The 26,587-nt window shown below is 66.7% G+C and carries 19 protein-coding genes and 1 tRNA gene; 9 read left to right on the forward strand and 11 right to left on the reverse strand.

Annotated features, from left to right (window positions below; all coding sequences use genetic code 11):
• Nucleotides 1-292 precede the first annotated feature (292 nt).
• Nucleotides 293-1,714 carry a S41 family peptidase gene (locus AC1RNQ_RS19820; protein ID WP_493173959.1) on the forward strand — a complete coding sequence of 474 codons (1,422 nt, stop codon included), beginning with the start codon at nt 293-295 and terminating at the stop codon, nt 1,712-1,714.
• Between the two features lie 221 nt (nt 1,715-1,935).
• Here AC1RNQ_RS19820 and AC1RNQ_RS19825 read toward each other — a convergent pair whose 3' ends face one another.
• Complete coding sequence (locus AC1RNQ_RS19825) at nt 1,936-2,955, reverse strand: formylglycine-generating enzyme family protein (protein ID WP_493173961.1); 1,020 nt, start codon at nt 2,953-2,955, stop codon at nt 1,936-1,938.
• Nucleotides 2,956-3,139: 184 nt separating this feature from the next.
• Nucleotides 3,140-3,214, reverse strand: a tRNA-Gly gene (locus tag AC1RNQ_RS19830).
• A gap of 272 nt (nt 3,215-3,486) precedes the next feature.
• Here AC1RNQ_RS19830 and AC1RNQ_RS19835 point away from each other — a divergent pair.
• Both AC1RNQ_RS19835 and AC1RNQ_RS19840 read left to right on the forward strand, forming a co-directional pair.
• Nucleotides 3,487-4,398, forward strand: coding sequence for a tetratricopeptide repeat protein (locus AC1RNQ_RS19835; protein WP_493173963.1), 912 nt, complete (start codon nt 3,487-3,489; stop codon nt 4,396-4,398).
• On the forward strand, nt 4,398-5,045 hold the full coding sequence (locus AC1RNQ_RS19840; RefSeq protein ID WP_493174212.1) for an LON peptidase substrate-binding domain-containing protein: 648 nt from the start codon (nt 4,398-4,400) through the stop codon (nt 5,043-5,045). Before AC1RNQ_RS19835 ends, AC1RNQ_RS19840 begins: the two co-directional genes overlap by 1 nt.
• 1 nt (nt 5,046) lies before the next feature.
• On the opposite strand, the gene AC1RNQ_RS19845 is transcribed toward AC1RNQ_RS19840, so the two are convergent.
• Both AC1RNQ_RS19845 and AC1RNQ_RS19850 read right to left on the reverse strand, forming a co-directional pair.
• Nucleotides 5,047-5,712, reverse strand: a complete 666-nt coding sequence (locus tag AC1RNQ_RS19845) for a sigma factor (RefSeq protein ID WP_493173964.1) — start codon at nt 5,710-5,712, stop codon at nt 5,047-5,049.
• A 94-nt stretch (nt 5,713-5,806) separates the two neighbouring features.
• A complete protein-coding gene (locus AC1RNQ_RS19850) occupies nt 5,807-7,036 on the reverse strand; it encodes an FAD-dependent monooxygenase (protein ID WP_493173966.1) in 1,230 nt (409 codons plus the stop codon).
• 317 nt (nt 7,037-7,353) lie between these two features.
• Between AC1RNQ_RS19850 and AC1RNQ_RS19855 the strand changes: the two genes are divergently transcribed.
• The 4 genes from AC1RNQ_RS19855 to ribA all read left to right on the forward strand — a co-directional run bounded on the left by AC1RNQ_RS19855 (nt 7,354) and on the right by ribA (nt 12,659).
• Complete coding sequence (locus AC1RNQ_RS19855) at nt 7,354-9,672, forward strand: FtsK/SpoIIIE family DNA translocase (RefSeq protein WP_493173967.1); 2,319 nt, start codon at nt 7,354-7,356, stop codon at nt 9,670-9,672.
• A gap of 117 nt (nt 9,673-9,789) precedes the next feature.
• On the forward strand, nt 9,790-10,449 hold the full coding sequence (locus AC1RNQ_RS19860) for a LolA family protein (RefSeq protein ID WP_493173969.1): 660 nt from the start codon (nt 9,790-9,792) through the stop codon (nt 10,447-10,449).
• A 354-nt stretch (nt 10,450-10,803) separates the two neighbouring features.
• Nucleotides 10,804-11,595 (forward strand): exodeoxyribonuclease III, encoded by a 792-nt coding sequence (locus tag AC1RNQ_RS19865; RefSeq protein ID WP_493173971.1) that lies wholly within the window; start codon nt 10,804-10,806, stop codon nt 11,593-11,595.
• The gene (gene ribA / locus AC1RNQ_RS19870) at nt 11,592-12,659 is read left to right on the forward strand and encodes a GTP cyclohydrolase II (protein WP_493173973.1); all 1,068 of its coding nucleotides are present in this window, start codon (nt 11,592-11,594) and stop codon (nt 12,657-12,659) included. The genes AC1RNQ_RS19865 and ribA overlap by 4 nt, the downstream gene beginning before the upstream one ends.
• A gap of 164 nt (nt 12,660-12,823) precedes the next feature.
• Here ribA and AC1RNQ_RS19875 read toward each other — a convergent pair whose 3' ends face one another.
• From AC1RNQ_RS19875 to AC1RNQ_RS19885, 3 genes are all read right to left on the reverse strand, one after another.
• Nucleotides 12,824-13,630 (reverse strand): LytR/AlgR family response regulator transcription factor, encoded by an 807-nt coding sequence (locus AC1RNQ_RS19875; RefSeq protein ID WP_493173975.1) that lies wholly within the window; start codon nt 13,628-13,630, stop codon nt 12,824-12,826.
• A complete protein-coding gene (locus AC1RNQ_RS19880) occupies nt 13,627-14,751 on the reverse strand; it encodes a sensor histidine kinase (RefSeq protein ID WP_493174214.1) in 1,125 nt (374 codons plus the stop codon). The genes AC1RNQ_RS19875 and AC1RNQ_RS19880 overlap by 4 nt, the downstream gene beginning before the upstream one ends.
• An 85-nt stretch (nt 14,752-14,836) precedes the next feature.
• Nucleotides 14,837-15,358 (reverse strand): winged helix-turn-helix transcriptional regulator, encoded by a 522-nt coding sequence (locus AC1RNQ_RS19885; protein WP_493173977.1) that lies wholly within the window; start codon nt 15,356-15,358, stop codon nt 14,837-14,839.
• Nucleotides 15,359-15,483: 125 nt separating this feature from the next.
• Here AC1RNQ_RS19885 and AC1RNQ_RS19890 point away from each other — a divergent pair, with 125 nt between their 5' ends.
• Nucleotides 15,484-15,813, forward strand: a complete 330-nt coding sequence (locus AC1RNQ_RS19890; protein ID WP_493173979.1) for a CC_3452 family protein — start codon at nt 15,484-15,486, stop codon at nt 15,811-15,813.
• A gap of 113 nt (nt 15,814-15,926) precedes the next feature.
• On the opposite strand, the gene AC1RNQ_RS19895 is transcribed toward AC1RNQ_RS19890, so the two are convergent.
• The gene (locus AC1RNQ_RS19895) at nt 15,927-16,811 is read right to left on the reverse strand and encodes a glycosyltransferase family 2 protein (protein ID WP_493173981.1); all 885 of its coding nucleotides are present in this window, start codon (nt 16,809-16,811) and stop codon (nt 15,927-15,929) included.
• A 126-nt stretch (nt 16,812-16,937) separates the two neighbouring features.
• Here AC1RNQ_RS19895 and AC1RNQ_RS19900 point away from each other — a divergent pair, with 126 nt between their 5' ends.
• Nucleotides 16,938-19,031 carry a RelA/SpoT family protein gene (locus AC1RNQ_RS19900; protein WP_493173983.1) on the forward strand — a complete coding sequence of 698 codons (2,094 nt, stop codon included), beginning with the start codon at nt 16,938-16,940 and terminating at the stop codon, nt 19,029-19,031.
• A gap of 148 nt (nt 19,032-19,179) precedes the next feature.
• Here AC1RNQ_RS19900 and AC1RNQ_RS19905 read toward each other — a convergent pair whose 3' ends face one another.
• The 3 genes from AC1RNQ_RS19905 to AC1RNQ_RS19915 form a co-directional block, all read right to left on the reverse strand.
• Nucleotides 19,180-19,746 carry an LbetaH domain-containing protein gene (locus AC1RNQ_RS19905; RefSeq protein WP_493173984.1) on the reverse strand — a complete coding sequence of 189 codons (567 nt, stop codon included), beginning with the start codon at nt 19,744-19,746 and terminating at the stop codon, nt 19,180-19,182.
• A 534-nt stretch (nt 19,747-20,280) separates the two neighbouring features.
• Nucleotides 20,281-24,618 carry a hypothetical protein gene (locus AC1RNQ_RS19910; RefSeq protein WP_493173986.1) on the reverse strand — a complete coding sequence of 1,446 codons (4,338 nt, stop codon included), beginning with the start codon at nt 24,616-24,618 and terminating at the stop codon, nt 20,281-20,283.
• A 2-nt stretch (nt 24,619-24,620) separates the two neighbouring features.
• On the reverse strand, nt 24,621-26,585 hold the full coding sequence (locus AC1RNQ_RS19915; protein ID WP_493173988.1) for a hypothetical protein: 1,965 nt from the start codon (nt 26,583-26,585) through the stop codon (nt 24,621-24,623).
• Between the last annotated feature and the right edge of the window lie 2 nt (nt 26,586-26,587).

Below are 26,587 nucleotides of genomic sequence, written 5' to 3' on the forward strand. Positions count from 1 at the left end.
GAAGGGTGGTGGAGGGGTACGGGCAGTCGGGCGCGGCGCATGACCTCCCGTACCCCTCCACCATGCTTCGCATGGTCCCCCTCCCCGTTCCGGGGAGGATCGGTGAGGTCCGCTCCCCACCCCGATGCCGACCTTCGCCTCGTCGCACCTTATGATCGAGATCATTGCCGGGACTTTTCATCGCCGATACATGTGGCTGGTCGCAGAAACGGCGCCGGTCGCCGCGCTGCGTCCGATCAACCGGGGAAAATCCATGCGCCGTAACTTGCGAAAATCCGTCGCCCTGCTGACGATGTCGGCTTTTGTCCTCGTGAGCTGCGGCGGCGGGGGCGGCGGAGGCGGCGGCCCCGTGGCGGTCACCCCCACGCCGACACCCACGCCCCCCACCGCGGGCTGCGGCCTGTCGGCGCGGCAGGATTTCGCCAAGGCGGTGATCGACGAATGGTATCTGTTTCCCGCCGACGTCGCGACCGGGGTCAACAAGGCGGCGCACAGCGACGTGCAATCCTATATCGACGCGCTCGTCGCGCCCGCGCGCGCCGCAAACAAGGACCGTTTCTTTACCTACATCACCTCGATCGCCGAGGAGAATGCCTTTTTCTCGAGCGGGTCGAGCGCGGGGTTTGGCGTGCGGCTGACCTATAATCCGTCGACCCAGCGTGTCGTGATCGCCGAAGCCTATGAGGGCGCGCCGGCGCTGGCGGCGGGGATCGACCGCGGGACGCAGATCACCGGCATCGGCACCAACGCCTCGAACATCCGCTCGATCGCCGATATCGTCGCGACGAGCGGCACCGGCGGGATCACCGACGCACTGGGGCCGAGCGACCCCGGCGTGACCCGCGTGCTGCGCATCGTTGACGGCGGCGGCACGCGCGACGTGACGGTGACCAAGGCCAATTTCGACCTCGACCCCATTTCGGACCGCTATGGCGCCAAGATCGTCACCGAGGGCGGGAAGAGCTACGGCTATCTCAACCTGCGCACCTTCATCAGCTCGGCGAACCCCCAGCTGCGCGCCGCCTTCGCCAGTTTCCGGGCGCAGGGGGTGACCGACATCGTGATCGACTTCCGCTACAACGGCGGCGGCCTCGTCAGCACGGCCGAGCTGATGGGCGACCTGCTCGGCCGCAACCGGACGTCGAGCGAGCTCTTCTCGCGCACCGATTTCCGCCCGTCGAAAGCGGCCGAGAACGACCGGCATTTCTTCGCCAGCCAGCCCGAATCGATCGCGCCGACGCGTATCGCCTTCATCGGCACCGGCTCGACCGCCTCGGCCAGCGAACTCGTGATCAACGGCATGCTGCCCTACCTCGGCACCAATATGACTTTGGTCGGCAGCAACACCTTCGGCAAGCCGGTGGGGCAGATCGCGCTCGACAAGGCCGAATGCGACGACCGCATGCGCGTCGTGGCGTTCGCGACGGGCAATGCGAGCGGGCAGAGCGACTATTATAGCGGCCTCGCGCCCAAGATCGCCAACAGCTGCGCCGCGGGCGACAGCCTGTCGTTCCAGCTCGGCGATCCGAACGAGCCGTCGCTGCGCGCCGCGCTCGACTTTCTCGCCGGGCGCAGCTGCGGGACGCCGATCGCCGGCGCCGACACGCGCACCGCATCGTCGGAGCGCGTCGCGCCAGGGCTGGCGCCCGAAGCCGAAATGCTGGCAAGCCCGACGCCGAGCGCAGCCCAGCGCGAGCTGCCCGGGCTTTTCTGAGGCTTGCAACATCGCGGCGGGGCGCCCATATTCCTGCTATCGTCAACAAGCGAAAGGAGGTGGTCGAATGTCTCATTGTCCCATGCCGCACGCGGCAGAAACGAGCCCGACCGTCCGCGCGGAGGTCGCACTCGGCTAAAGCTGTCCGCGAACGCCAAGACAATGGAAGGGCCGTCCCGAAAGGGTCGGCCCTTCGTCGTTTCGGGGCAGGTGCGCGCCGCTCAGGCGCCGGACGCCTGGTCGTAGACGAGGCGGAAGCCGACGTTGCTGGTGCCGAGCCCCGGATCGCGGCCCTGGCGCGAGGCGGGGCGGTAGCGCTGGCAATAATTGGGGGCGCAAAGATAGCTGCCGCCCTTCACCGTGCGCGAGACCATGCCGGGGTTGAGCGGGTCATAGGCCGAGCCTTCGTCGGGGCCCTTCGGATTGTCCCGGTCATCGGGGTTATGGCCGGGCCTGAAGAAGTCCGAGGTCACTTCCCAGACATTGCCGACCATGTCGTAGAGGCCGTTGGCATTGGGTCGGTAGCAGCCGACCGGCGCGACGCCCTTGAACCCGTCGCTTTCCGCATTGTAATTGGGGAAGGCGCCCTGCCAGCTGTTCGCTTCCGCCGGCTGGACATTCTTCGACCTTTTCCCCGCGCTCGCGGCATATTCCCATTCGGCCTCGGTCGGGATGCGCCCCCCCGCCCATTTGGCATAAGCGACCATATCGTCCCACGCGAGGTGGACGACGGGCTCGTTCGGCACATGGTCGGCGCCGCCCGGGCCATAGGGCTTTTTCCAGTTCGCGCCGGGGACATATTTCCACCAGTCGGCATAATGGTTCGACGGGAAATCGGGCGGGGTGAACACCGCCGACCCGGGTTTCAGCATGTCGGCGGGGATCTGCCCGGCGGGAACCTGGAACTGCTTCGGATCGACGGGCTTTTCGGCGACGGTGACATAACCGGTCGCCGCGACGAAGGCGGCGAACTGGCGGTTGGTCACCTCGTGCGGGTCGATCCAGAAACCGCCGACCATGGTCTGGCGCACCGGCCCTTCCTCGTCATAGACATCGTCCTCGCCCATCTCGAAGCTGCCGCCGGCGAGCTTGACTGGAGTGTCGGCAATAGCGGGGCATGTGCGCAGCCCGACCGCCGCCGCCTGCTCGTTCCCGGCCGGGTCGCCGCTGCACGCAGACACCACCAGCAGGATGGCCGCGCCGACGACGGGCGCGACGAGGAACAGCGGCGAACGGGTCATCATCTTCTCCTGGGCGCCCCAGCGCGCGGCACGCTTGGCTGAACGGCTTCGCGGCCAAGGTCAATGGGCGAGCGCGGGTGCCGCGGCGGATAGGCCCGCCAGCACGCCGGCGGCGACCGCAAGGAGACCGGCAGCGCGCAGCCTGCTGCACGAGCCACGGATTCTCGAAATTTCATGGAAAGACTGGAGCGGGCGAAGGGATTCGAACCCTCGACCCCAACCTTGGCAAGGTTGTGCTCTACCCCTGAGCTACGCCCGCTCTGGCGGCTGGAAACGGGTGGCTCCCAGCGGGTGAGGCGCGCGATTAGCATCGGCTTTCGGAGTCGGCAAGCCTTGTTTGCGATTTTCTGCATGGGGTTGGCATATCGCGCCCAAATCCCACATAAGCGGGACGAGAGTCCTTTCCGGCTGACGCCGGAAGCGGCCCCCGCCCGCTCCCCCACCCGGCCCCCTGCCATATATCCTATGGGAGGCCGGGTAGGAGAGCGGGCGGGGGCCGGACACAACTTAGTCAACAGGAGCAATATCCCCGTGGCCACTTTGGGTCTGAGCGCACAAGAGAAGGAAGCCGTCGAAGCCTTCCGCCGCGACGTCGTCGAGCCGTCGATGACCAGCCTCGTCATCCTCGATTTCTGGGCCGAATGGTGCGGGCCGTGCAAGCAGCTGACCCCGATCCTCGAAAAGGTCGCCGCCGACTATGCCGACAAAGGCGTCGTACTGGCAAAGGTCGACGTCGATGCGAATCGCTTCATCGCCGGCCAGTTCCAGGTCCAGTCGATCCCCACCGTCTATGCGATCTTCCAAGGCCAGCCGGTCGCGAACCTGACCAACGCGCGGAGCGAGAGCCAGATCAAGACCATGCTCGACCAGCTGCTCGCGCAGTTGCCGATCGAGAGCACGGCCGGCGCACGCGCGGTCGAAATCGCGCCGCTCATCGAAATGGGCGAGGGCGTGCTCGCCGAAGGCGACGGGACTCGCGCCGCGTCGATCTTCGGCCAGATCCTGGACATCGCGCCCGACAATGCCGCGGCGCAGGGCGGGCTGATCCGCGCGCTGGTGCTCGCGGGCGACCTCGAGAGCGCGCAGGACCTGCTCGACATGATCCCCGCCGAGATCGCCGACGATCCCGCGATCGCGCAGGCGAAGAGCGCCTATGCGCTCGCCGCCGACGCCCCCGATGCAGGCGAGCTGGCGGCATTGGAAACGGCGGTCGCCGCGAACCCCGGCGACCATCGGGCGCGCTTCGATCTCGCTGCCGCGCAGATCGGGGCGGGCAGGCGCGATGCCGCCGCCGACAATCTGCTCCACATCGTCGCCGCCGACCGCGAATGGCAGGAAGGCGCGGCGCGCGCCAAGCTGCTGGCGCTGTTCGAGGCCGTGGGGCTCGAGGATCCGTGGGTCGCGGCGCAGCGCCGCCGCCTGTCGCTGATCCTGTTCGGGTGATGAACGCGGCCGCGCCTTTGACCATCCAGCGGATCGTGATCTTTCCGCTGCCCGGCGCGCTGCTGTTTCCCGGGCTGCACCTGCCGCTGCACATTTTCGAACCGCGCTATTCGGCGATGGTGCAGGAGGTGCTGGTGCGCGACCGCCAGATCGGGATGATCCAGCCGCGGATGCTGCCCGGCGAGGAAATGCGCGAGCCGCCCGCGCTGTACGAGGTCGGCTGCGTCGGCAAGATCGTCGATGTCGAGGCGCTCGACGAGGGGCGCTTCAACCTGGTGCTCGAAGGCATCGCGCGCTTTCGCATCCTCCGCGAGCTCGACGTCACCACGCCCTTTCGCCAGGTCGAGGCCGAAATCGAGCGCGATGCCGGCGACGAGGCGGTGCTCGCGAGCATCGAGCGCGCGAGCCTCGAACGCGAGGCGAAGCGCTTTGCCGAACGGCAGGGCTATGTCGTCGACTGGAACGCGGTCGGCCAGCTCGACGATGCGACTTTGGTCAACGGCATCGCGCAGGTCGCGCCGTTCGACGGTGCGGCAAAACAGGCGCTGCTCGAATGCGATTCGATCGACGCGCGCGCCGAGTTGGTCGTACAGTTGATGCAATTTTTCGGTCGCACGGGCGGCGACGATCGCGCCACGCTGCAATAGGTCAGGCGCGTCCCTCCTGCACATAACGCGCGATGTCGGCGAAGGCGCGCCGCACGATATGGCGGTGGCTTTCGGACAGCCGGCCCGCGGGTTCGACCGCGGTGAGATGCCGCCGCACGAGCGTCTGCTGCGCCGCGAGCCGCGCCGTGCCCCTTTGCCATTCGCTGTCGCGGCGCGGCGCCCAATCGTCGGCGAGACGGTCGGCGAGGCGCCCCGCGAGATAGTCCGCCGCGCGCGCCTCGGCGGCGAGCTCGGCGTCGGGATCGGCGAGCCGTTCGAGGATCGCGGGATCGTCGAGCGACAGCGTTTCGGCGGCGAGCCGGTGCGGCACACGGCGCTGGTCGCCGTGGAGGCGGTGGCGCAGCGCCTGCAGCTCGGCGCGGATCTGCCAGCTCATATGGGTGGTAAAGGCCGCGCGGCGCGGATCATAGCTTTGCGCCGCACGGTGGAGCGCGATCGCGCACGCCTGTTCGCCGTCCTCGAACGCCGACGACAGGCCGTAGCGGCGGATGAAATAGCGGATGCGCGGCGAGGCAGTGGCGGCGAGGCGCGCGAAGGCGCGGTCGGCCTCTACCCGGCGACGCGGCGACGGTTCGGTATCGAGTGCAGTGCGTGCGGCGATCCAGTCCATCACCGCCGATTCGAGGGCGTCGCTGTTTGTCGACATGGTCCCGGCTCCTGCCGCGCGGCGGTCTTGCCGCACGGGACAGGCTATGGGGTCGTGGTTAGCGGGCGCGTGCCGACGCCTTAGGTAGAAATACCTAGACCTCGGCGCCCGCGAGCAGGCGGGGGAGGTCGCCGGCCTCGCCGCGCGCCTCGTCCATGAAGAAGCGCTTGAGCATGGGCAGCCGCTGCACTGCCCCGAGCCCCGCGCGGCGGACCGCCGAGGCGGTGCGGCCGGGGATACCGAACAGGCGGGTGAGCCCGTCGGTCGCTAGGCTGATCATCAGGCTGTCGAGCCCGCGCCAGCGCTGGTAGCGCGCGAGCAGCGCGGCATCGCCGAGATCGAGCCCCAGCCGCGCACCGTCGACGAGCACTTCGGTGAGCGCCGCGACATCGCGCAGGCCGAGGTTGAGTCCTTGCCCCGCGATCGGATGGATGCCGTGCGCAGCGTCGCCGACGAGCACGAGCCGCTCGGCGACGATCGACGCGCTGTGGTGGAAGCCCAGCGGATAGGTCATCCGCGGCGCGACGAGCTCCATCGTGCCGAGCAGGTCGCCGGCGCGCTTTTCGAGTTCGGCGGTGAAGCCGCGCTCGCCCAATTTGGCAAAACCGGGGCCGTCCTTTTCGGACACCGTCCAGACGAAGGCCGAGCGGTGGCGGCCCTCGGCATCGTCGACGAGCGGGAGCAGCGCGAAGGGACCCGAGGGGAAGAAGATTTCATGCGCGACGCGATCGTGCGATTTGCTGTGCGCGACCGCGCCGATCATCGCATGATGATGGTACGACCAGTTGGCGATGCTGAACCCCGCGGCGTCGCGCGTCGGCGAGCGGCGGCCTTCCGCCACGATCAGCAACGGTGCAGCGAGGCGGCTACCGTCGGCGAGGGTCAGCGTGACGCCGTGCGGGCCGATGTCCCGATCCGCCACTTGCGCCGGCATGATCAGCTTTGCGAGCGGCGCGTCGGCGAGCGCATCGCGGAGGACAAGGCGCAGCCGGCGGTTCTCGATCATCGTGCCGAGCGCGGGGGCGCCTTCGCGGGTCTCGAAATCGAGTTCGCCCGACTGACCGCCGTCGCTGACCTTGATCGCCCGGATCGGACAGCCGTGGCCAGCGAGGCGGGTCGCGAGGCCGAGCACCTCGAACATCTGCCAGGTCGCGCTGGCGATCGCCGAGGCGCGGCCGTCGAAACCCGGCGCGATCGTCGCCACCGGATCGGTGGGATCGACGATTATGCTCGACAGCCCGTGATGCGCGAGCGCGAGCGCCAGCGTCTGGCCGACGAGGCCGCCGCCCGAGATGATCACGTCGCTGCGCTGGATGTCGGTCATGGCATTCGCCCTAGACCGCATTGATCGGCTTGAAAAGCGGCGTGGAGGGGGCCGCAAGGCCGGTTCCTTTTTGTTTCGCGCAAAGACGCAAAGACATGAAGATGTCGCGCTGGCCGCGAAGCGGCTTTCCTCTCGAACGTCGCGCCTGCCGCACCGTCCGAGGGATGAGGGGCCTGGCGGCCCAATCTTCTTCGTGTCTTTGCGCCTTTGCGCGAAACTCTTTTATAACCCACAGCCCAGTTCGGACCCGCGCTTGACGGCGAGTCCGGCGCATGTGCATATCGCCGTGGTTAATTCCACAGGGGACCGAGTTCAGCATGGCCAGCCGCAAGCCCGTCGCCGCAAAGGCCGATTGGCGCACCGTTTTCCGGGCCAGCATCGCGCGGTCGCTGGTGATCGCCGCGGCGGTGGCGCTCGGCGCTTTCACTTTGTTCCTGACGCTGGCTTTGCTCACCTATGACGGCACCGACGCCGCGATCCACACCGCGGCGGGCGGCGCGCCCGCCAACTGGATGGGCGGCGCAGGCGCCTGGGCGGCTGACCTGCTGCTCTTTGTCGGCGGCGGCGCGGTCGTGCTGCTGCTGCCCTTGCTCGGGCTGATCGCCTGGCGGCTGTGGCTCGCCGCGCCGCAGCCCTATTGGAAGCGCCAGATCGCCTTCGCGCTGTTCGGCATATTGCTCGTCGGGCTGGGCGCGCAGCTCTGGGCGTCGGAAAGCAACACGTCGCTGCCTGCGGGCTGGGGCGGGATCGTCGCGCTCGTCGTCGGCGGCGCGGTCGATCCGCTGTTCGCGCGGCTCGGCGACCCCGCCGCCGCGCTGGTCCGTTTCGCGGCGATCCTGCTGCTCGTCGGGGTGGGGCTGTGGCTCGCGTGGCGCGCGCTTCGGCTCGAGCCCGGCTGGTGGGCGCGCTTCCGCCTGCCCGCCGCCGAAGGCGGCCGCGTCATCGCGCCAACGCCCGCCCCCGCCGTCGCGCACGACGCGAAGGCGCCGTCACTGATGGGCCGCGTCATCCGCCCGCGCGCGCGCGCCGAGCCGAGCGACCGCGCCCCGCCCGAGATCGCCGATCCCGCGCAGCGCACCGCGCCGTCAAAACCCAGGCCCAAGCCGCAGACCGACCTGTTCACGACCTACAAGATGCCCTCGATCGACCTGCTCGCGCCGCCGCCGCCCGCGCCGACCGGACAGATCGACAAGGCGGGGCTCGAGCGCAACGCGCGGCTGCTCGAATCGGTGCTCGAGGATTTCCAGGTCAAGGGCGTCGTCACCGCGGTTCGCCCCGGCCCGGTGGTCACCATGTACGAACTCGAACCCGCGCCCGGCACCAAGGCCAGCCGCGTGTCGAACCTCGCCGACGATATCGCGCGCAACATGTCGGCACTGTCGGCGCGCATCGCCCCGATCCCCGGCCGCACGGTGATCGGCATCGAGCTGCCCAATGCGCACCGCGAATCGGTGGTGCTGTCCGAAATGATCGGCAGCGCGCTGTTCCAGGAACAGACCGGCGCGCTGCCGATCATCCTCGGCAAGAATATCAGCGGCGATCCGGTCATCGCCGACCTCGCGCCGATGCCGCATTTGCTGATCGCGGGCACCACCGGGTCGGGCAAGTCGGTCGGTCTGAACGCGATGATCCTGTCCTTGCTCTATCGCCTCGGTCCCGATCAGGTGAAGATGATCATGATCGATCCCAAGATGCTCGAGCTCAGCGTCTATGATGGCATCCCGCACCTGCTCGCCCCCGTGGTGACCGAACCCAAGAAGGCGATCCGCGCGCTCAAATGGGCGGTCGAGCAGATGGAGGACCGCTACCGCATGATGTCGAGCCTGTCGGTGCGCAACCTCGCGGGCTATAACGACAAGGTGCGCGGCGCGCTCGCCAAGGGCAAGTCACTCGGGCGGCGCGTCCAGACCGGCTACGACCCCGAAACCGGCCAGCCGATCTATGAGGAGGAAGCGCTCGACTATGCGCCGCTGCCGCAGATCGTCGTCGTCGTCGACGAGCTCGCCGACCTGATGATGACCGCGGGCAAGGAAGTCGAGTTCCTGATCCAGCGGCTCGCGCAAAAGGCGCGCGCGGCGGGCATCCACCTGATCCTCGCGACGCAGCGCCCGTCGGTCGACGTGATCACCGGCGTGATCAAGGCCAATTTGCCGACGCGCATCAGCTTCAACGTCACGTCGAAGATCGACAGCCGCACGATCCTGGGCGAGGCGGGAGCCGAGCAATTGCTGGGCAAGGGCGACATGCTCTATGTGCCCGGCGGCAAGCAGATCACGCGCATCCACGGTCCCTTCGTGTCGGACGACGAAGTGCGGCTGGTCGCCGACCATTGGCGCGGCCAGGGCCAGCCCGACTATATCGAGAGCGTCACCGAAGAGCCCGAGGATGGCGGCTTCGCGATGGAGGGCGCCCCCGCAGGCGGCGACAGCGCCGAGGACCGCATCTATGCCAAGGCGTGCCAGATCGTCGTCGAGAGCCAGAAGGCCTCGACCAGCTGGCTGCAGCGGCAATTGCGTATCGGCTACAACAGCGCCGCCAGGCTGATCGAGCGCATGGAGGAGGAGGGACTGGTCAGCCCTCCCAATCATGTCGGTCGGCGCGACGTGCTGACCGACCAATATGGGCAGCCCCGCTGAGACCCGCCGGAACCAATAGGCGCGCTCGCGGCTTGAACGACTTCTGACCGCCGGGGTTCACGGCGGGTTCAACGCCCCGGTGCGATGCGCGGGGCAGAGATGCAGGAACAAAAGACTATGACGCTGACTTTTCCCCGCCTGACCCTGACGCGCGCCGCCGCGCTGGCGCTTGCCCCCGCGGCAGCCGCCGCGCTGGCCTTCGGTGCGCCGGCGATCGCGCAATCGAGCGGCACGCTGGCTTCGGTGCAGTCGCACCTCAAGGCGACCACCTCGATGACCGCCGATTTCACCCAAACCGACCGCAACGGCCAGCGGCTCTCAGGCCAGCTTGTCTTGAAGCGCCCGGGCAAGATCCGCTTCCAGTATCAGAAGGGCGTGCCGCTGCTGATCGTCGGCGACGGCAGCTCGCTGACGATGATCGATTACGAGGTGAAGCAGGTGCAGCGCTGGCCGGTGAAGAACTCGCCGCTCGGCGCGTTGCTCGACCCCGACCGCGACCTCACCAAATATGCCAAGGTGATGCCGACGACGAGCGACGACGTGGTCAGCGTCGAGGTCAAGGACCCCAAGCGCCCTGAATATGGCACGATCACCATGGTGTTCATGCGCGACGGGAGCGCCCCCGCGGGGCTGCGGCTGCGCGGCTGGGTCGCGCTCGATTCGCAGAACAACCGCACGCGCATCGACCTCAGCAACCAGAAGTTCAACGTCGCGGTCGCCGATTCGGCGTTCAAATGGACCGACCCGCGCCCGCGTTCGCGCGGGCGTGGAAGCTGACGCGCGACTTATCCACAGCCGAAAATGAACGGCGCCGAATCCCATCGAGCGGATTCGGCGCCGTTTTTCGGACCAACCGACATGCGCCATCGACGAACTGCAAAACCCGCCGGAAGCTCCCGATTTTCGTTCAGCTTGGCGACAGGGAAGCAGGGCTATTTCAACTCTCGAAGGCGCCAACACGGCTCCCGGTTCTGGGTTTCCCCCTGTTGCCCCAACCGGATCGCCAGGCACCTTCATTCAAGAGCGTGACGAACGCTGACCTTGAACCCCCGTTCCACCGCCCCTGGAACGGGGGTTTAGTTTTTTGCGCGAGCGTTGCGCCCTTACGCATGCGCCGATAGAGCCACCTGCATGAGCAGCATCAGCATCGCGTCGTGGAACATCAACAGCGTCCGCGCGCGCATCGGCATCGTCGAAAAATTCCTGCGCGAGGAAGCCCCGGACGTCCTGTGCCTGCAGGAGACCAAGGTCGAATGCATATCCTTTCCGCCCGAGATGTTCCGGCGGCTGGGGTATGAGCATATCGTCACCCACGGCCAGCGCATGCACCACGGCGTCGCGATCGTCAGCAAGGTGCCGCTGGCCGAGGTGCGCAAATATGACTGGCAGGCGAATGGCGAGGCGCGCCATATCGGCGTGACTTTGCCGTCGGGGGTGCGGCTCGACAATGTCTATATCCCCGCGGGCGGCGACATCGCCGACCGCGAGATCAACCCGAAGTTCGGGCAGAAGCTCGATTTCTATGCGCGGATGACCTTATGGTCGGGCACGCTCGACCAGCCCACGATCCTGACCGGCGATTTCAACGTCGCGCCGCTCGAAAGCGATGTCTGGAATCATAAGGCCTTGTTGGATGTCGTCAGCCACACGCCGATCGAGGTCGAGACGCTCGGCCGGCTCCAGGCGGCGGCGAACTGGGTCGACCTCGGCCGTCATTTCATCGCGGCGCCGACCCCGCTCTTCACCTGGTGGAGCTATCGCGCCAAGGATTGGGAACTCTCGAACCGCGGCCGCCGCCTCGACCATATGTGGGTGACCCCCGACCTGTTGCCCAAGGCACTGTCGCACCGCATCGTCCAGCCCGCGCGCAGCTGGGAACGGCCGTCGGATCATATCCCGCTGATCACCGAGTTCGCCTTTTGAGCGATACCGCGACCGATACGGGCGCCCGCCGCGCCGCGCGCGCGATCGACGCGTTGCGGCGCGGTTGGCCGCTGCGCGTCACGGGCACGGACGGCGCGCTCGACCTGCTCGCGGTCGAAAGCGCGAGCAATGCGGCATTGAAGGATCTCGGCAGCGGTGACCTGCTTTTGTCGGGCGAGCGCGCGGTGACGCTGAAGCTCACCAACCAGCGCGTCGCGGCGGCGCCGGGGCCGGTGCGGCTGTCCGATGCGGCAGGCACGGTCGCAGCGGGGCTCGCGGTCGCCGACCCCGCGCTCGACCTCGCCAATCCGCTCAAAGGCCCGTTCCGCACGATCGCGACCGGCGGCGACCAGGCCGCGGCGGCGGCGATGACGATGGCGCGCCACGCGGGGCTGCTCCCCGCCTTTTTCGTGCGCGATGCGGCGGGCGACGCCGAAACCGCCTGCGAGGCGGCCGATGTCGACACTTTGCTCGACCCCGCGCGGCTGCACATCGCGGCGCGCGCGCGGCTGCCCGTCGATGCGAGCGAGAGTGCCGAGATCGTCGCCTTCCGCACCCCCGAAGAGGCGTCGGACCATGTCGCGCTGGTCATCGGCAAGCGCGATGGGAACCCGCCGGTGGTGCGGCTGCACAGCGAATGCCTGACCGGCGACGTGCTCGGCAGCCTCAAATGCGATTGCGGGCCGCAGCTCCACGCCGCGCTCCATGCGATGGCCGATGCGCCATGGGGGGTGCTGCTCTATCTGCGACAGGAAGGGCGCGGGATCGGCCTCGTCAACAAGCTGCGCGCCTATGCGCTGCAGGACCAGGGGTATGACACGGTCGACGCCAACCTGCGGCTGGGCTTCCCGGTCGAGGCGCGCGATTTTGCGATCGCGGGGCGAATGCTCGAACTGCTCAATGTGCCGCGCATCCGGCTGATGACCAACAATCCCGAGAAGGTCGCACGGCTCGAACGCGAGGGCGTCGAGGTGGTCGAGCGGATCCCGCTCGCGCTGCCGACGAACAAGTACAACGAGCAATATCTCGCGACGAAGCGTGACCGGACGGGGCACCAGCTTTAACCGCGAGGTTCCGATTTGGACTCGCACAAAGCCACGAGGCCGCAAAGAAGCCTCACCAAACGCCGTTCGTGCTGAGCTTGTCGAAGCACCGCCCTTCCTTCGACAGGCTCAGGGCAAATGGATCAGGGGAATCTTTGTGGCTTTGTGGCTTCGTGCGAGCTTCATCAGTGCACGAACCGCGCCACGACGTCGCGGTAGCTGCGGCTGACCTTCACCTGCGCGCCCGATCCCAGCACGAGGAAGCATTCGCCGTTGGTGTGCGGCTTGACCTGCTTGACCTGCGACAGGTTGACGATCGTCGAGCGGTGCACGCGCTGGAAGTTGCGCGGGTCGAGCCTTTTTTCGAGGTCCTTCATCGTCTCGCGCAGGATCAGGCTGTTGTCGGCGGTGTAGATGCACATATAGTCACCCGCGGCGTCGATGCGTTCGATGCTGTCGACGTCGACGCGGAAGATCTGGCCGCGATCCTTGATGTTGATCATCTTTTCATAGCGGTCGGCGGCGTGCGCGTCGGGGGCGATCTCGGCGTCATAATCGTCGGCCGCGTCAGGCGCGACCTCGGCGAGCACGGTCTTGAGCCGTTCGACCTCGGCCGCGCCGCGCTTTTCGGTCAGGCGCTGGCGCACGCGGTCGAGCGCGTCGGCGAGCCGTTCGGGCTCGACGGGCTTGACCAGATAGTCGACCGCCTGCGCCTCGAAGGCGCGGATCGCATGGTCCGAATAGGCGGTCACGAACACCACCAGCGGCGGTTCGACCTCCATCAGCCCCTGGATCACCGAGAAGCCGTCGAAACCGGGCATCTGGATGTCGAGGAACACGAGGTCGGGTTTGTGCGTCTTGATCTTGCGGATGGCCTCGCGGCCATTTTGCGCGGTGTCGACGATTTCGACATCGCTGTGCGCTTCGAGCCGCAACTGCAGGCCCTGGGTCGCCAATTTTTCGTCATCCACCAGGATGGTTCTGATCGTCATTTGCGTTCGGTTCCAATCGTCATTTGCCCGTCGGGCTGAAACGGAAACTCGACAACCACCGTGAATCCGCCGTCAGTGCCCGGCTGGGCGTCGAACCGGTGCTGGTCGCCGAAAGCCTGCGCCAGCCGGTCCCTGATGTTCGCTAAACCCACACCGGTCGATTCCGTTGCAAAGCCCGTGGTGGGGTCGGTGCCGCCCGCTGGCAATCCCGATCCGGTGTCCGACACGGTAATCCGGACATTTTGACCGGCGAGTTGTGCGGAAATGGTGATATCGGCGCCATCCTCCTGCGGCGTGACCGCATATTTGATCGCATTTTCGATCAAAGGCTGGAGCAGCAGCGATGGCAGGCGCGCGCGCGCGACCGCGGGATCGATCGCGAAATGCGGGCGCAAGCGCTCCTCGAAACGCATCTTTTCGATGTCGAGATAGAGCTTCAGCGTCTCGATCTCCTGCGCCAACGTCACCTGCGCGGTCGGCTCGTTGGCGAGCGTGTAGCGCAGGAACGCCGACAGCCGCGACAGCATCGCATTGGCGGGCTCGGACTGCTTGAGCAGCACCAGCGTCGAAATGCTGTTGAGCGTGTTGAACAGGAAATGCGGGTTCAGCTGGTAACGCAGCATCGCGAGCTGCGCCGACGCCGCTTGCGCCTCGAGCCGCAGCACGCGGTCATTCTGTTCCTCGAGCTGGAGGAAATAGTTGATCGCGAAATAGAGCGCCGACCAGGCGGCGATCGACGAAGCGTCGATATAGACCGCGCCGAGCAGCAGGCTGGTGAAGCCCGTCTCGCTCGCCGGATTGAGGATTTGCGCGACCCAGGCGTCGATGAAGGCCCACAGCGCGGTGGCAATGCCGGCGAGGCCCAGGCTGATCCCCCACATCACGATCGGGCGCCGGCTGATCAGCGTGCGGTAACAGACCGCGAGGATCAGCGTCAGCGAGAAGCCGGTAATCGCCGAGACGATCGGCTGGACGAGGAAGTTCCACGACTGGCCGTTGGCCAGCCCCGACACCCCGCGCAGGCCCAGCCAGCCGAACCAGCCGAGGATCTGGAGGTTCCAGAATGCGCGGACCTTGTTGCCGAAAAAGGGCCCCGGCGACGACAGGCCGAACAGCGGCATCGGCCCGTTGGGTGGGCGTTGCTGGGTGGCGGTCAGCGGCATGGTCGAGGTTGTTCGGGCGACGGACGACACAGCGCCCGCAGGCTCATTCGGCAGCAACCGGCGCCATCCGTTCGTCGGCGCGCGCGCGCGCCTGCCCCAGCGGCTGAAGCTCGGAGCGATGCTTCCACACCAGTTCCTTGTAGCCCAAGGCGCGGCCGTCGTGCGCGGTGATCGTCACCGGGCCGATCGGCTGTTCGTCGCGGACGTCGACAAGCACCGGGGTCGAGGGCACGCCCGCACCCCATTTTTCGCCCCATTGGCGCAGCGCGATCATCGCGGGCAGCAGTTCGAGCCCCTTTTCGGTGAGTTCGTAACGCACCTTGCGCCGGTCCTCGGCCATCACCTCGCGCGCCATGATGCCATGGTCGACCAGCTTCGACAGGCGGTTCGACAATATGTTGCGCGCGATGCTGAGCTCCTGCTGGAACTCCTCGAAATGATGGACGCCGTTGAAGGCCGCGCGCAGGATCATGAAGGACCATCGCTCGCCCATCGCCTCGAGCGCGAGCGGCAGGGCGCAATTGTCCCCGTAAAGAATGTTCAGCGGTTCGCGTAATTTTCCCATAGGCCAAGCCCTAACGTAAAATCGGCCCCCGCACAAAAAATATGTGGGCCTCGGTTGCAATATGCAACCCGCATACTAAATCTTCTTTTGCAACCTAAAATAGGTGCAAAAAAGGAGACCTCCCCATGTTCAAGCTTTCTTCTCCCGCGCATATCCTGCCGCTCCTCGGCGTCGCCCTGGCCGGCGGCGGCGCGGTGCTGCCCGTCGCGGCCCAGGCGGCCGGCGGCGCCTTTTACCGCGCCGAACTGGCAAGCCCGGCTCCCACGGGCAAGTTCGTCGCACGCGGCGTCGTCTGGTCGTGCACCGGCACCAGCTGCGTCGCCGGGCGCGGCACCAGCCGGCCGGCGATCATGTGTTCGGGCCTCGCCAAGGAGGCCGGCGAAGTGAAGAGCTTCACCGCCGAGGGCAAGGCACTCGAAGCCGACGATCTGGCGCGCTGCAACGGCGCGGCCTGACCGGCCGGGCGGGCGGCCCTCCCCTCCCCCTGCCGCCCCGTCCGGTCGCACAGAGGACCGTCGCCGCCCTTCCCCCGGGGCGACGCGGCGGTCCTTTTCGTTTCAACGCTGGTTCAAGCCGTCATCCGATTGCGCGCGACGACGAGCGTCCAGCGCGCGAGTGCGGGCAGCCGCGCGGCGACCGACGGCGGATGCGCGCGGAGCGCGCGGCGCACGAGGTCGAAGCGCCAGCGCCGCTGGCTCTTGAGCGCGAGGCCGAGCAGGATTTCGCTGCGGCTGCGCGGCGGTAGCTGGTCGGGCAGCGCGCGCTCGACGATCAAAGCCGTCAACGCCTGTATCTGGTCGGCGCGCTTGCTCGTCAGGCTGCCGCCATGCTTGCGGTAGCAGTAGAGATCCTCGTGCAGCTCGGCGAAGACGAAATGCTGCGCCGCACGCAGCCAGAAATCATAATCCTCGACCCCGAACAGCCCGATATCATAGCCGCCGAGCGCCTCGGTCACGTCGCGGCGATAGAGGAAGCAGGCGCCGATATTATTGCCGTGGAGCAGCCGCTCGACCGGCCCGACGCGCGAGCGGCCGAGGTCGGTCCCCTGGTCGTCGATCAGCGTGAAGTCGGCAAAAGCGATATCGGCCTCGGGGCGCTCGGCAAAGACGCCCAGCAGCCGTTCGAGCATCGCGGGGCGCAGCAGATTGTCGTCGGAGGTCCAGCTGTGGAATTGCCCACGCGCCTGCGCGAAACCGTGATTGAGCGCAGCGGGCAGCCCGACATTGGTGTCGAGCCGGAGATAGCGGATGCGCGGGTCGCGCGCGGCGGCAGCAGTCATGATCGCAGGGCTTTCGTCGCGCGACGCGTCGTCGACGAGGATCAGCTCGAAATCGGCGAAGCTCTGCGCGACGACCGAGGCGATCGCCTCTTCGAGCCAGCGCGCACCATTGTGCACGGGCATCACCATCGATACGCGCGGGGCGGCCGAATCGGAAGGCGTGGTCCCTGTCATCGCTCCCGCCTTATCGCGCGCGCACGATGCTTCCAAAGCCGTTTACCAATATTGCGAGCCATGGCGGTCGCCGCGCAACCAAGTTTCGCATTGCATTTATGTCCGCATGCACGACATTGGGACAGGATGCTGCGTCAATATGAACTTGTCGAGCGCGTGCGCGCTTATGATCCCGACGTCGACGAGGCGTTGCTCAACCGCGCCTATGTCTTCACCGTCCAGAAGCACGGCAGCCAGAAGCGCGCATCGGGCGACCCCTATTTCAGCCATCCGGTCGAGGTCGCGGGCATCCTGACCGACCTCCATCTCGACAGCGAGACGATCGTCACCGCGCTGCTCCACGACACGCTCGAGGATACGCTGACGACGCCCGAGGAGATCGAGCGATTGTTCGGCGCCGACGTCGGACGGCTGGTCGATGGCGTCACCAAGCTCAGCAAGATCGAGGCGCAGACCGAGAATGAGCGCGCGGCGGAAAATCTGCGCAAATTCCTGCTCGCCATGTCCGACGACATCCGCGTGCTGCTGGTCAAGCTCGCCGACCGGCTGCACAATATGCGCACGCTGCACTTCATCCAGAACCCCGACAAGCGCCGGCGCATCGCCAAGGAGACGATGGACATCTATGCGCCGCTCGCCGAGCGGATCGGCATGTATGAATATATGCGCGAGATGCAGTTGCTCGCCTTCCGCGAACTCGAGCCCGAGGCCTATGCGACGATCACCGGGCGGCTCGCCAAGCTGGCCGCGGGCGGCAAGGACAAGGTCGCGAAGATCACCGCCGATTTCAAGGAGCTGCTCGCCAAGAACGGCATCGCGGCCGAGGTGTCGGGGCGCGAGAAGCACCCCTATTCGATCTGGCGCAAGATGCAGGAGCGCCACGTCAGCTTCGAGCAGGTGACCGACATCATCGCCTTTCGCATCATCACCCCGACCGACGCCGATTGCTATGCCGCGCTCGGGCTGATCCACCGCAAGTGGAAAATGGTCCCCGGGCGTTTCAAGGACTATATCTCGACCCCGAAGCGCAACGGCTACAAGTCGCTGCACACGACGATCATGCACCAGCAGAATATGCGCATCGAGATCCAGCTCCGCAGCCTTGGCATGCACCAGCAGTCCGAATTCGGTTTCGCCGCGCATTGGGCATACAAGCAGGGCGGCGCGGCGCCCGACGGACAGGCCGGATGGATCCGCGACCTGCTCGAAATCCTCGAACAATCGCACGATCCCGACGAGCTGCTCGAAAACACGCGCATCGCGATGTACCAGGACCGCATCTTCGCCTTCACCCCCAAAGGAAGCCTGCACCAGCTGCCGAAGGGTGCGACCCCGGTCGATTTCGCCTATGCGGTGCACACCGGGCTCGGCGACCGCACCGTGGGCGCGAAGGTCAACGGGCGGCTGGTGCCGCTGCGCACCCAGCTCGCCAATGGCGACACGGTCGAGATATTGTCGTCGGACAAACAGACCCCGCAGCCCGCCTGGCTGGGTTTTGCGGTCACCGGCAAGGCGCGCGCCGCGATCCGCCGCCATGTGCGCTCGAAGGAAAAGGTCGAACTCGCCGCGCTCGGCCGCAAGATGTACGACGAGATCGTCGCGCGCCTGCCCGGCAAGGTCGGCGACAAGGCGCGCGACGCGGCGCTCAAGCGGCTGAAGCTCGACGACGACACCGCGCTCTATGTGGCGATCGGCAAGCGCCGCCTGTCCGACAATGCGGTGCTCGAGGCGCTCGTCCCCGGGATCACCGCCGAGATGAAGTCGAAGCCCGGCAAGCTGGCGCAGGGCGCCGCGGTGTCGATCGAGGGGCTCACCCCCGGGGTCGCCTATCAGCTCGCCGACTGCTGCCACCCGGTGCCCGGCGACCGTATCGTCGGCTTGGCGCGGCCCGGCGAGGGGATCGAGGTGCATGTCATCGACTGCCCCAGCCTCGCCGACGGGGTCGACGCCGACTGGATCGACCTGCGCTGGCAGGAGGATAGCGAGGGCGGCAATGCGCGGCTGTGCGTGGTGATCCTCAACGAACCCGGCACGCTCGCCGAAATGTCGGGCATCCTTGCCGCCAATATGGCGAACATCACCAATTTGCGCCTGTCGAACCGCGAGGGCGGCTTCCACACCTATGACGTCGTCGTCGAAGTGCGCGACGTCCACCATGTGATGCGCATATTGTCGGCGCTGCGCGCGTCGGACACGGTGGTGCAGGCGGAAAGGCTTTAGCGATAAGATCCTCCCCATTGCGAAGCACTGGGGAGGTGGCAGCGCGAAGCGCTGACGGAGGGGTAATAACGCTGGCGTAAAACCCCTCCACCACCGCCTGCGGCGGCGGTCCCCCTCCCCAACGCTTCGCGATGGGGAGGATCTTTTTCTAGCCCCCCGGGCGCATCGAGCCGTCGGCGAAATCCGCCAGCGCGCATTCGCCCACCGGCAGTGCCGGATTGCCGCCGACGATCACATTGCGCGCGACATCCTTGATCACCACCGCCCGCGCCGCGGCGACCGCACCATCCGCCAGCGTCACGCCAGGACCGATAAAGGCGTCGGCAGCGACCCAGGCGTTGCGGCCGATCGCGATCGGCGCGGCGGTGAGTGCGAAGCCGGGGGCGTGGATGTCGTGGCTGGCGGTGCAGAGATAGGCGCGCTGGCTGACCACCGACCAGGGACCGAGCGTCACGCGCGCGACGCTGTAGATTTCGCTCCGCGGGCCGAGCGTGCTGCCCGCGCCCATTTCGAAGTTCCACGGCGCCCAGATGCGCGCGCTGGGATAGGGCCGCGCCCCCGCGCCGACGGTCGCGCCGAACAGGCGCAGCAGCAGGCGGCGCCACGCGTGGAGCGGGATCGGGCTTGGGCGGTAGAGCAATAGCCAGACGGCGTTCCAGACCGCGCGGCGCAATTTGTCGCCGAGGCTGGGGTGGGGAATGACCTGGGGTCGCATGCTTCGCGTCTCGCACAAGCCGTCGGCGGCGCCAAGGGGCTTAAGCCGTCCGGACGTCGGTTGGGTGTGGAGAGAACCGCCATGGCCTTGTTTCGTCATCCCGGGCTGTATCCGGTCGGCGCGAGGGCCGCGTGACATTCCAAAGTTCAGTAAAGTTCAGCCCTGCGCGCGTTCCGATTTGGACCTTACGGCGTGCTCGACGCGCCGCGCCGTGGGTCGTATCGGCAAGCCGGGCAGCGACGGCTTTTGTTCACCAAATCAAAGAGCCGGCTGAAGGCTGGCACAGCCGGATAATGTAGGAAAGGCTTTTTTTTGAAGGCGTTTGCCGCTTTGGGGTGGAAACAAGACGATCCTCCCCGCTTGCGGGGAGGTGGCAGCACGAAGCGCTGACGGAGGGGTTCTCGCCCTTGAGCAGCGTGTCAGATCGAGAGCCCCCTCCACCACCGCCTGTGGCGGCGGTCCCCCTCCCCGCAAGCGGGGAGGATTTTTATGCCCCCTCCCGCCCGATAACAGCCACCCAACCCGCCGTTGCCCTCAGTTCGCGAAGACATCCCCCGCGCGCCAGCCCGCCTGGTCGACCTCGTCGCGGACCTTGTAGACGAGACCCTGGCGGTTGAGGAACAGCCGCTCCATCTCGGGCCGGGTGAAGGGGCGCGAGCCGAGGCGACCGAAGACCGCCATCTGGCCGCCGGTCTCGTCGACCGCACGGTCGCGGTCGAGCCCCTTCGACAGCGCAAGCGCGGGCGACGGGGTCTTGGCCCAGGCGATCAGCTCGGGCGTCGGTTTGGGCGAGAAGCCGTAGAGCCCCGGATTGTCGGGGCTGGTCAGCTGGATCACCTTGATGCCGTTCCGGCCGTCGGCGACATAGCCGAAGAGCGAGGCGTTGGTCGACGCGACGATGACGTCCTCGGCATCGGTCAGCGCGCCGCCGAAGGTCAGCGCGGGCCAGACCTGCGGCGCGGCGGGGCGCGTGACATCGACGATGACGAGGCCGTCCTGCTTGGCCGCGACATACATATAGGTGCGCGCGAGATAGATTTTCCGCGCATTAGCGAGCCGCACCGTGCCCGACGGGACCGGCACCGGCTGAGCGAGCCGGGTCACGTCGAACAGCTTCACGCCCTCGGCGTCGGTGACCCAGAGGTAGCGGAACTGCACGGCGCTGGCGCGCGCATCGGTCAGCGGCAATTGCGCGGCGACCTTGGGCTGGAGCGGGCTCGTCAGGTCGAGCACGACCAGCCCGGCGTCGGTGGTGATATAGGCGATGCTGCCCGCAAGCGTGATGTGCCGCGCGCCGGCGAGCACATTGCCCTCGTTCCAGGTCAACGCACGCGTGAAGCGGTTGTTGCGGAATTCGCCGTCGGCGAGCGTGTCGATGTCGACGAGGATCAGCCCCTCGACGCTGTCGGTGATCACCGCGTAGCGATAGATCGGGTGCATCGCCTGTTCGTGGTTTTCGGGGAAATTCTTCACGATATTGTCGTTGCGGCTGACGCTGATCGGCTGGGTCGTCGCGATCGCCATGCAGGTCGCATTCTTCGTCTTCACATGCGTGCTGTGGCCGAGCCCGGCGAAGGGCGCGCGGATGATGCGTTCGGAGAAGCCCTTGTTGCCGATCGAGGCAACGTCATAGACGCGGAAGCCGCCCTTGCCCTCGGCGACGAACATATATTCGCCGCGCTGCTGCAGGCAGTTCACCCGGCCGCTGGTGTCCTGGACGATGTTCGCAAACTCCTCGAGCGCGTGCGTCTCGCCCGAGATCGCCTTGTCGAAGGTCTTGCCGCGCACCCAATTCTTGAGCTCGCGCCCATTTTGTTCGACATGGAGCTTCCAATAATCGGGATAGGCATATTTCTGCAGATAGCTGCCGATCACCGCCTGCGGCTCGTCCCATTCGGTGACGCGCGTCGCCTGGAAGCCGTCCTCCATCCCCGACCAGACGTTCAGCCCGACGAAGTTGACGAAATTGGTGCCGAGCAGATTAAGCTGCGCCATGATCGCATTATTGTCGTCGTTCGCCGACAGGTGGCAGTCCGAGCATTGCTTGGTTTCCTGCCGCCGCACGGTGTGCGGGAAATGCGGCGCGAAGGCCTGGCTCGAATAGCCCGCCGACGAGACCGGCGGCTGCTGCACATAGATGCGCTCGCGGTTGATGTTGGTCGACGACAGCACCAGCGCCGAGGTCGATCGCACCGGGGTGATGATGCCGCGCACCTCACCGTCGGGGCCGGGCTCGCCGGGCTTGGTCAGCTGGTGCCGGCCGAGCTGGAACATCTCGTCGCGCGCGACCTGCGGGTTGTAGGTCGCGAAATTGCGCGTCTCTTCGCCCTCGAAATGGTGCATCTTGGTCTTCCAGTTTGCCTCGATCGGCAAATGGCAGCCGCCGCAGCTCGTCGTCCACGACAAATGACAGGTGAAGCAGGTCATCTTGTCGTCGCCGTGCGCGCGATCCTCCTTCGCGACGCCGGGCCCCCATTGATATTGGTCATCCTCGGCGCCCGACCGCGCCATCAGCTTGGCGCGCGCCGCCTTGGCGTTGAAATGCGGTCCCGGGGTCACCGCCTGCCTGACCAGGCTGACCTGCCATTCGAGCTTGGGATCGACGATCGAGCGCTGGATCAGCCCGGTGACGTCGCCATTGTCGTTATACTGGAATTCGAAGCGCCGCCGCCCGTCGGGATTGCGCAGCAGCGCCAGGTTGGTTCCCTGGGGCCGGGCGGCGACGTTCGAGGTGAGCAGGTTCGGCAAGGCGTCGGCGGTGCCGTGGCAGTCCTTGCAGCCGATCTCGACCGCGTTCGCGACCTCGCCCTGCAGATAGCCGTTGCCGTGGCTGTCCTGCGCGAAGTGGCAGTCGGCGCATTGCATGCCCTTTTCGGCGTGGATGTCCATCATATGGACCGCCTTGCCGGGGTTGAGGCCGGGCGGCACGAACTTGCCCTCGCGCCCGTCGGGGGTCGCGGTGGTCAGACACAGCTCCTTGTCCTTCGGATCGCTATAATCCGAACAGGATTTGCGCCAGCGATTGGCCCACAGCTCGGGCTTGTCGGGCGAAATGATGTTCGGGTCGGTGCCGTACGTCGCCATATTGCCGTCGGCGGTCAGCAGATTGCCGTTGCGGTCGCGCTTGAAGATGCCGCGGAAGTTCCAGCCGTGGCCGTGATAGTCGGCGAACTGGGTGTCCTCGTTGGTGTCGTTGACGTCATAGACGTCGCGCAGGAACTCGACATCGGCCCACAGCCCGCGCGTCGCCGCGGCCTCGGGGTTGCGTTCGAGCACCTGATGGACCTCGGCCGCGGTCGGATAGCGCTGCTGCTTGTATTTCTTCTGATAGTCCTCGTCGCTCATCCCCTCGGGGCGCGGCGCCGTGTTGTGCGGGCCGGGCCACATCTGCGGTGCGTCCGATTCATAATCCCACATCGTGTAGCCGAGGTAGGAGTTCAGGAAGATGTTCGGCTGGTGCATGTGGCAGGTCATGCACTGCGAGGTCGGGATCGAGCGGGTGAATATATGCTTGATCGGATGGCCCGATTCGAGCCGCTCCTTCTTCGCGAACACCTGTGGCCCCGCCTTGGCGTCGGCGGGATCGATCAGCCGGCCATGCTTTTCGGCTTCGGGAGCGTGCTTGGCGGGGTCGCCATGCCCGGTGCCGCCGCCGCCATGGCCGTCGGCGGCCTTGTACTTGCGGTCCTTGATCGTCGGGTCGACCGTCGCGGTCTCACCGTCGCGGCCATATTTCGAATAGGTCAGGCTGTGCCGCGGTTCGCGGTCGTTGGCGTAGATGACGTGGCAGCCCGAACAGCCCGAATGGCGATAGTCGCCCGGCTGGTCGTTGGTGCCCATGAACCACATCAGCGGGTCGTTGAGGCGCGTCTTGTGGATGTTGAGCACGGGGATCGACACGCGAAGCCCGGTGCCGGGACCGCGGTTCGATTGCTTGAGATCGGGGCGCCCGGGTTCCTCGAGGCGCTGGATGCTGCCCGTCGGGTTGGGCAGGCCGATTTCGGGGAATTGGGTGTTGATGTTGCGCCCGCCGCGTTCGAACACGCGGAAGACGTCGCCCGGCGGGAGAACGCTCCAGCGCGGCAGCGGATACATCTTGCCGAGCGCCCCGCGCGCACGTTCCTTGTCGGACAGGATTTTCGCCGACGGCATTTTGGGATCGCACGCCTTCTTATAGTCTTCCGCGTTCATGGTGGTTGTCGGCGACAGGATGCACGCCGGATCGCCGCTGCGCGTATAGGCCTCGCCGAAGACATAATTCTTATAGGGGACGATGCCGTTGTTATACGCCGCCCCGCCCCACAGCATCGCGCCGGTCGACATCATCGACCGCTCGGTCGCCTCGATCACCTCGAGGTGGCACGATCCGCATGCCTCGCGCGCGACGCGATAGTCGCTGGGGTTGATGAAGCGGATGAATTCGGGCGATTCCTTGTTGAGCAGGGTGTAGCTGCGCTTGGGGTTCGCGGGGCTGTGCCCCCAGCTGTTGGGCAGGGTCGGCTGCGGATGCGCGACCTTCATCGCCGCGAGGTTGTACGGATTGTCGTAGCCGAGCCTGGCGTCGCCGAACGCAGCGGCGCTTTCGGCGTCGCCGCCGTGGCAGTCGGTGCAGCCCAGCTGCACCGCGGGGGTCGCGTGCATCGACGGCGCGTCGGTCTGGGTATGGCAGCTGTAGCAGCCCTTCGATTTCGCGAGCACCGCGGCCTCGCGCTCCGCGAAGGTCGCGCCGGGCTGTTCGCGCGGCGCGGGCGGGCTGAAGCGATATTCGACCTTCACCGGCTTTTCGCCCTCGGCGGCGCGCACCATCGACATGGCGAGGCTCGCGCCCATCAGGACAAAGGCGAAGAGGGCGAAGAGCTTGCGCAGCGGCATCGTCAGAAACTCAAGATCGCATTGGCGAGGATCGACACATAGACGTCCTCGCGCTGTTTGTTTTCGAACAGGTCCTTGAACCCCTTGCCCGGGACGAGCACCGCGGCGCTGAGGCGCCCGACGATATTCTGCGTCGCCTTGGGCCGCCAGATCGTCGCGACCGACAGGTCCCAGCCGATATCCTTGGGGATCGTCCCCTCCATGCGCAGCGCCTGGAGCGATGAGGTGTTCGCAAACCACAGATGGTTGACGTTGGTGCTGACGCGCAGCTGCGGCGACAAGTCGAAATCGGCGCCGGCGCCGACGAAGACGGTGCCGGGGTTGTTGAAGTTCGACTGCCCCTCTTCCTTCGACGAGCGCAGCGAATTCAGGATGCCGTTGCGGCCCGAGATCGCGATGACGCGCCCGCCCCCCGCGAAGGGGATCGACTGGCGGATCCAGTAGCTGGTGTCGGCGCCGCCGAAGATCGGATTTTCGAAGATCGCGTCGAAGCCGCCCTCGGTGTTGTTATAGGGATCGCGGTCGCCGGTGGCGTAGAGGCCCGACAGACGGAAGCGCATCCAGTCGTGGTCGTAGCTGAGTTCGACCGCGCCGAAGCCCGCGCGGATCTCGGCGGGCTTGCTGGTGAAGAAGCTGTTCCGGTCCTCGCCGAGCGCGGCGTAGAAGCTCGCGGTGAGGTTGATGCGCCCGATGCGCCCGTCGGCGCTGTAGCCGAGGTACACGACGTCATATTCGCGGCCGCGCAGGTCGCCGAGCAACGCCGGGCGCACCGGGAAGCCGTTGTGGTCGATCTGAACGTCGTTCTTTTCGCGGTTCATATTGTAGGTCACGCTGACCTGGCTGGTCAGCCCGACGAACGGAAAATCCTGGCGATAGAGATTGCCGGTGAAGACGAAGTCGTCGCGCGGGGTCTGGGTGATGTCGTTGAGGCCCGAATTGGTGTCCTTTTCGAGTCGCCAGAAGGCCGCGAGATTATATTGGAAGCGGTTGTTGTCGCGGTTGCCGAACAGGCGGATGCCGAGCTGCGAATCCTGGAACAGGAAGCCGCGGAAATCGCTCTGGAACGGCTGGATGCCGACACGGATCGAGTAGAAGTCGTAGCGGTCCGACGTGTTGCCGAGATGCTTGTCGACGAACAATTCCTGCACGCCGATGAAATGGTCGAAGCGGTTGCTCTTCTTCGACGGGCGCACGTCGAGCACGCGCCGTTCGGGCACGTCGACATAATTCGCCTGATAGGCGAGCGTCAGACGGTATTCGATGTCGGGCGGTTTGAACGCGGTCGAACCCTTGATCAGCGCCGCGCCGACGATGAAGGTCTGCGCCGCGACGAAGCTGCGGTTCTTGCCGAAAACATCGAGGCTGCCCGGGCGCGAGGTGGTCTGGACGCCGACGGGGATCGGGAAGGTGCGCGGTTCGAACACCGTGTCCGACACCGCGTTGACGACGAAGAACCAGTCCTCGCCCTTCAGCCCCAGGAACTTGGGCGTCTTGCAGCGCGCCTCGCCGCCCCGCTGGCGCAGTTCCTGCTCTTCCTTCGTCGGGATGCAGAGCGCGCGGTCGCCCTTGTAGCTATTCTGGTGATAGGGGTCGAACCAGCGTTCCTTGACCACCCCCAGGCTCTCGATCAGGCGCCAGCGGTCGGGGACCGGCAGCTGGTCCTCCATCCCCGGAAAAGCCTCGGGCGGCGGCGGGCGCAGCGCGCCGACATTGTCCTGGGTCAGCTGGTCGGGCAGGTCGGGGCGATAGCCCGGGCGGCGGCGGCCGTCGATGATCTGGGTCAGCAGATCGTCGCCCATCATCTCCAGCCAGTCGACCGGCGGCGGCGGCGGGGTGAGCTCGTCGAGCGAGGGTTCGGCCGCGGGCGCTTCAGCCGAAGCCGGCGCAGGCTCGGCCGCATCGCCCGGGGCGCCTTGCGCCGCCAGGCTGGCGATGATCGGCCAAAGGCTGCTTCCCGCGAGGCTCATCG

This window comes from Sphingopyxis sp. GW821-FHT12F08 (assembly GCF_058806755.1).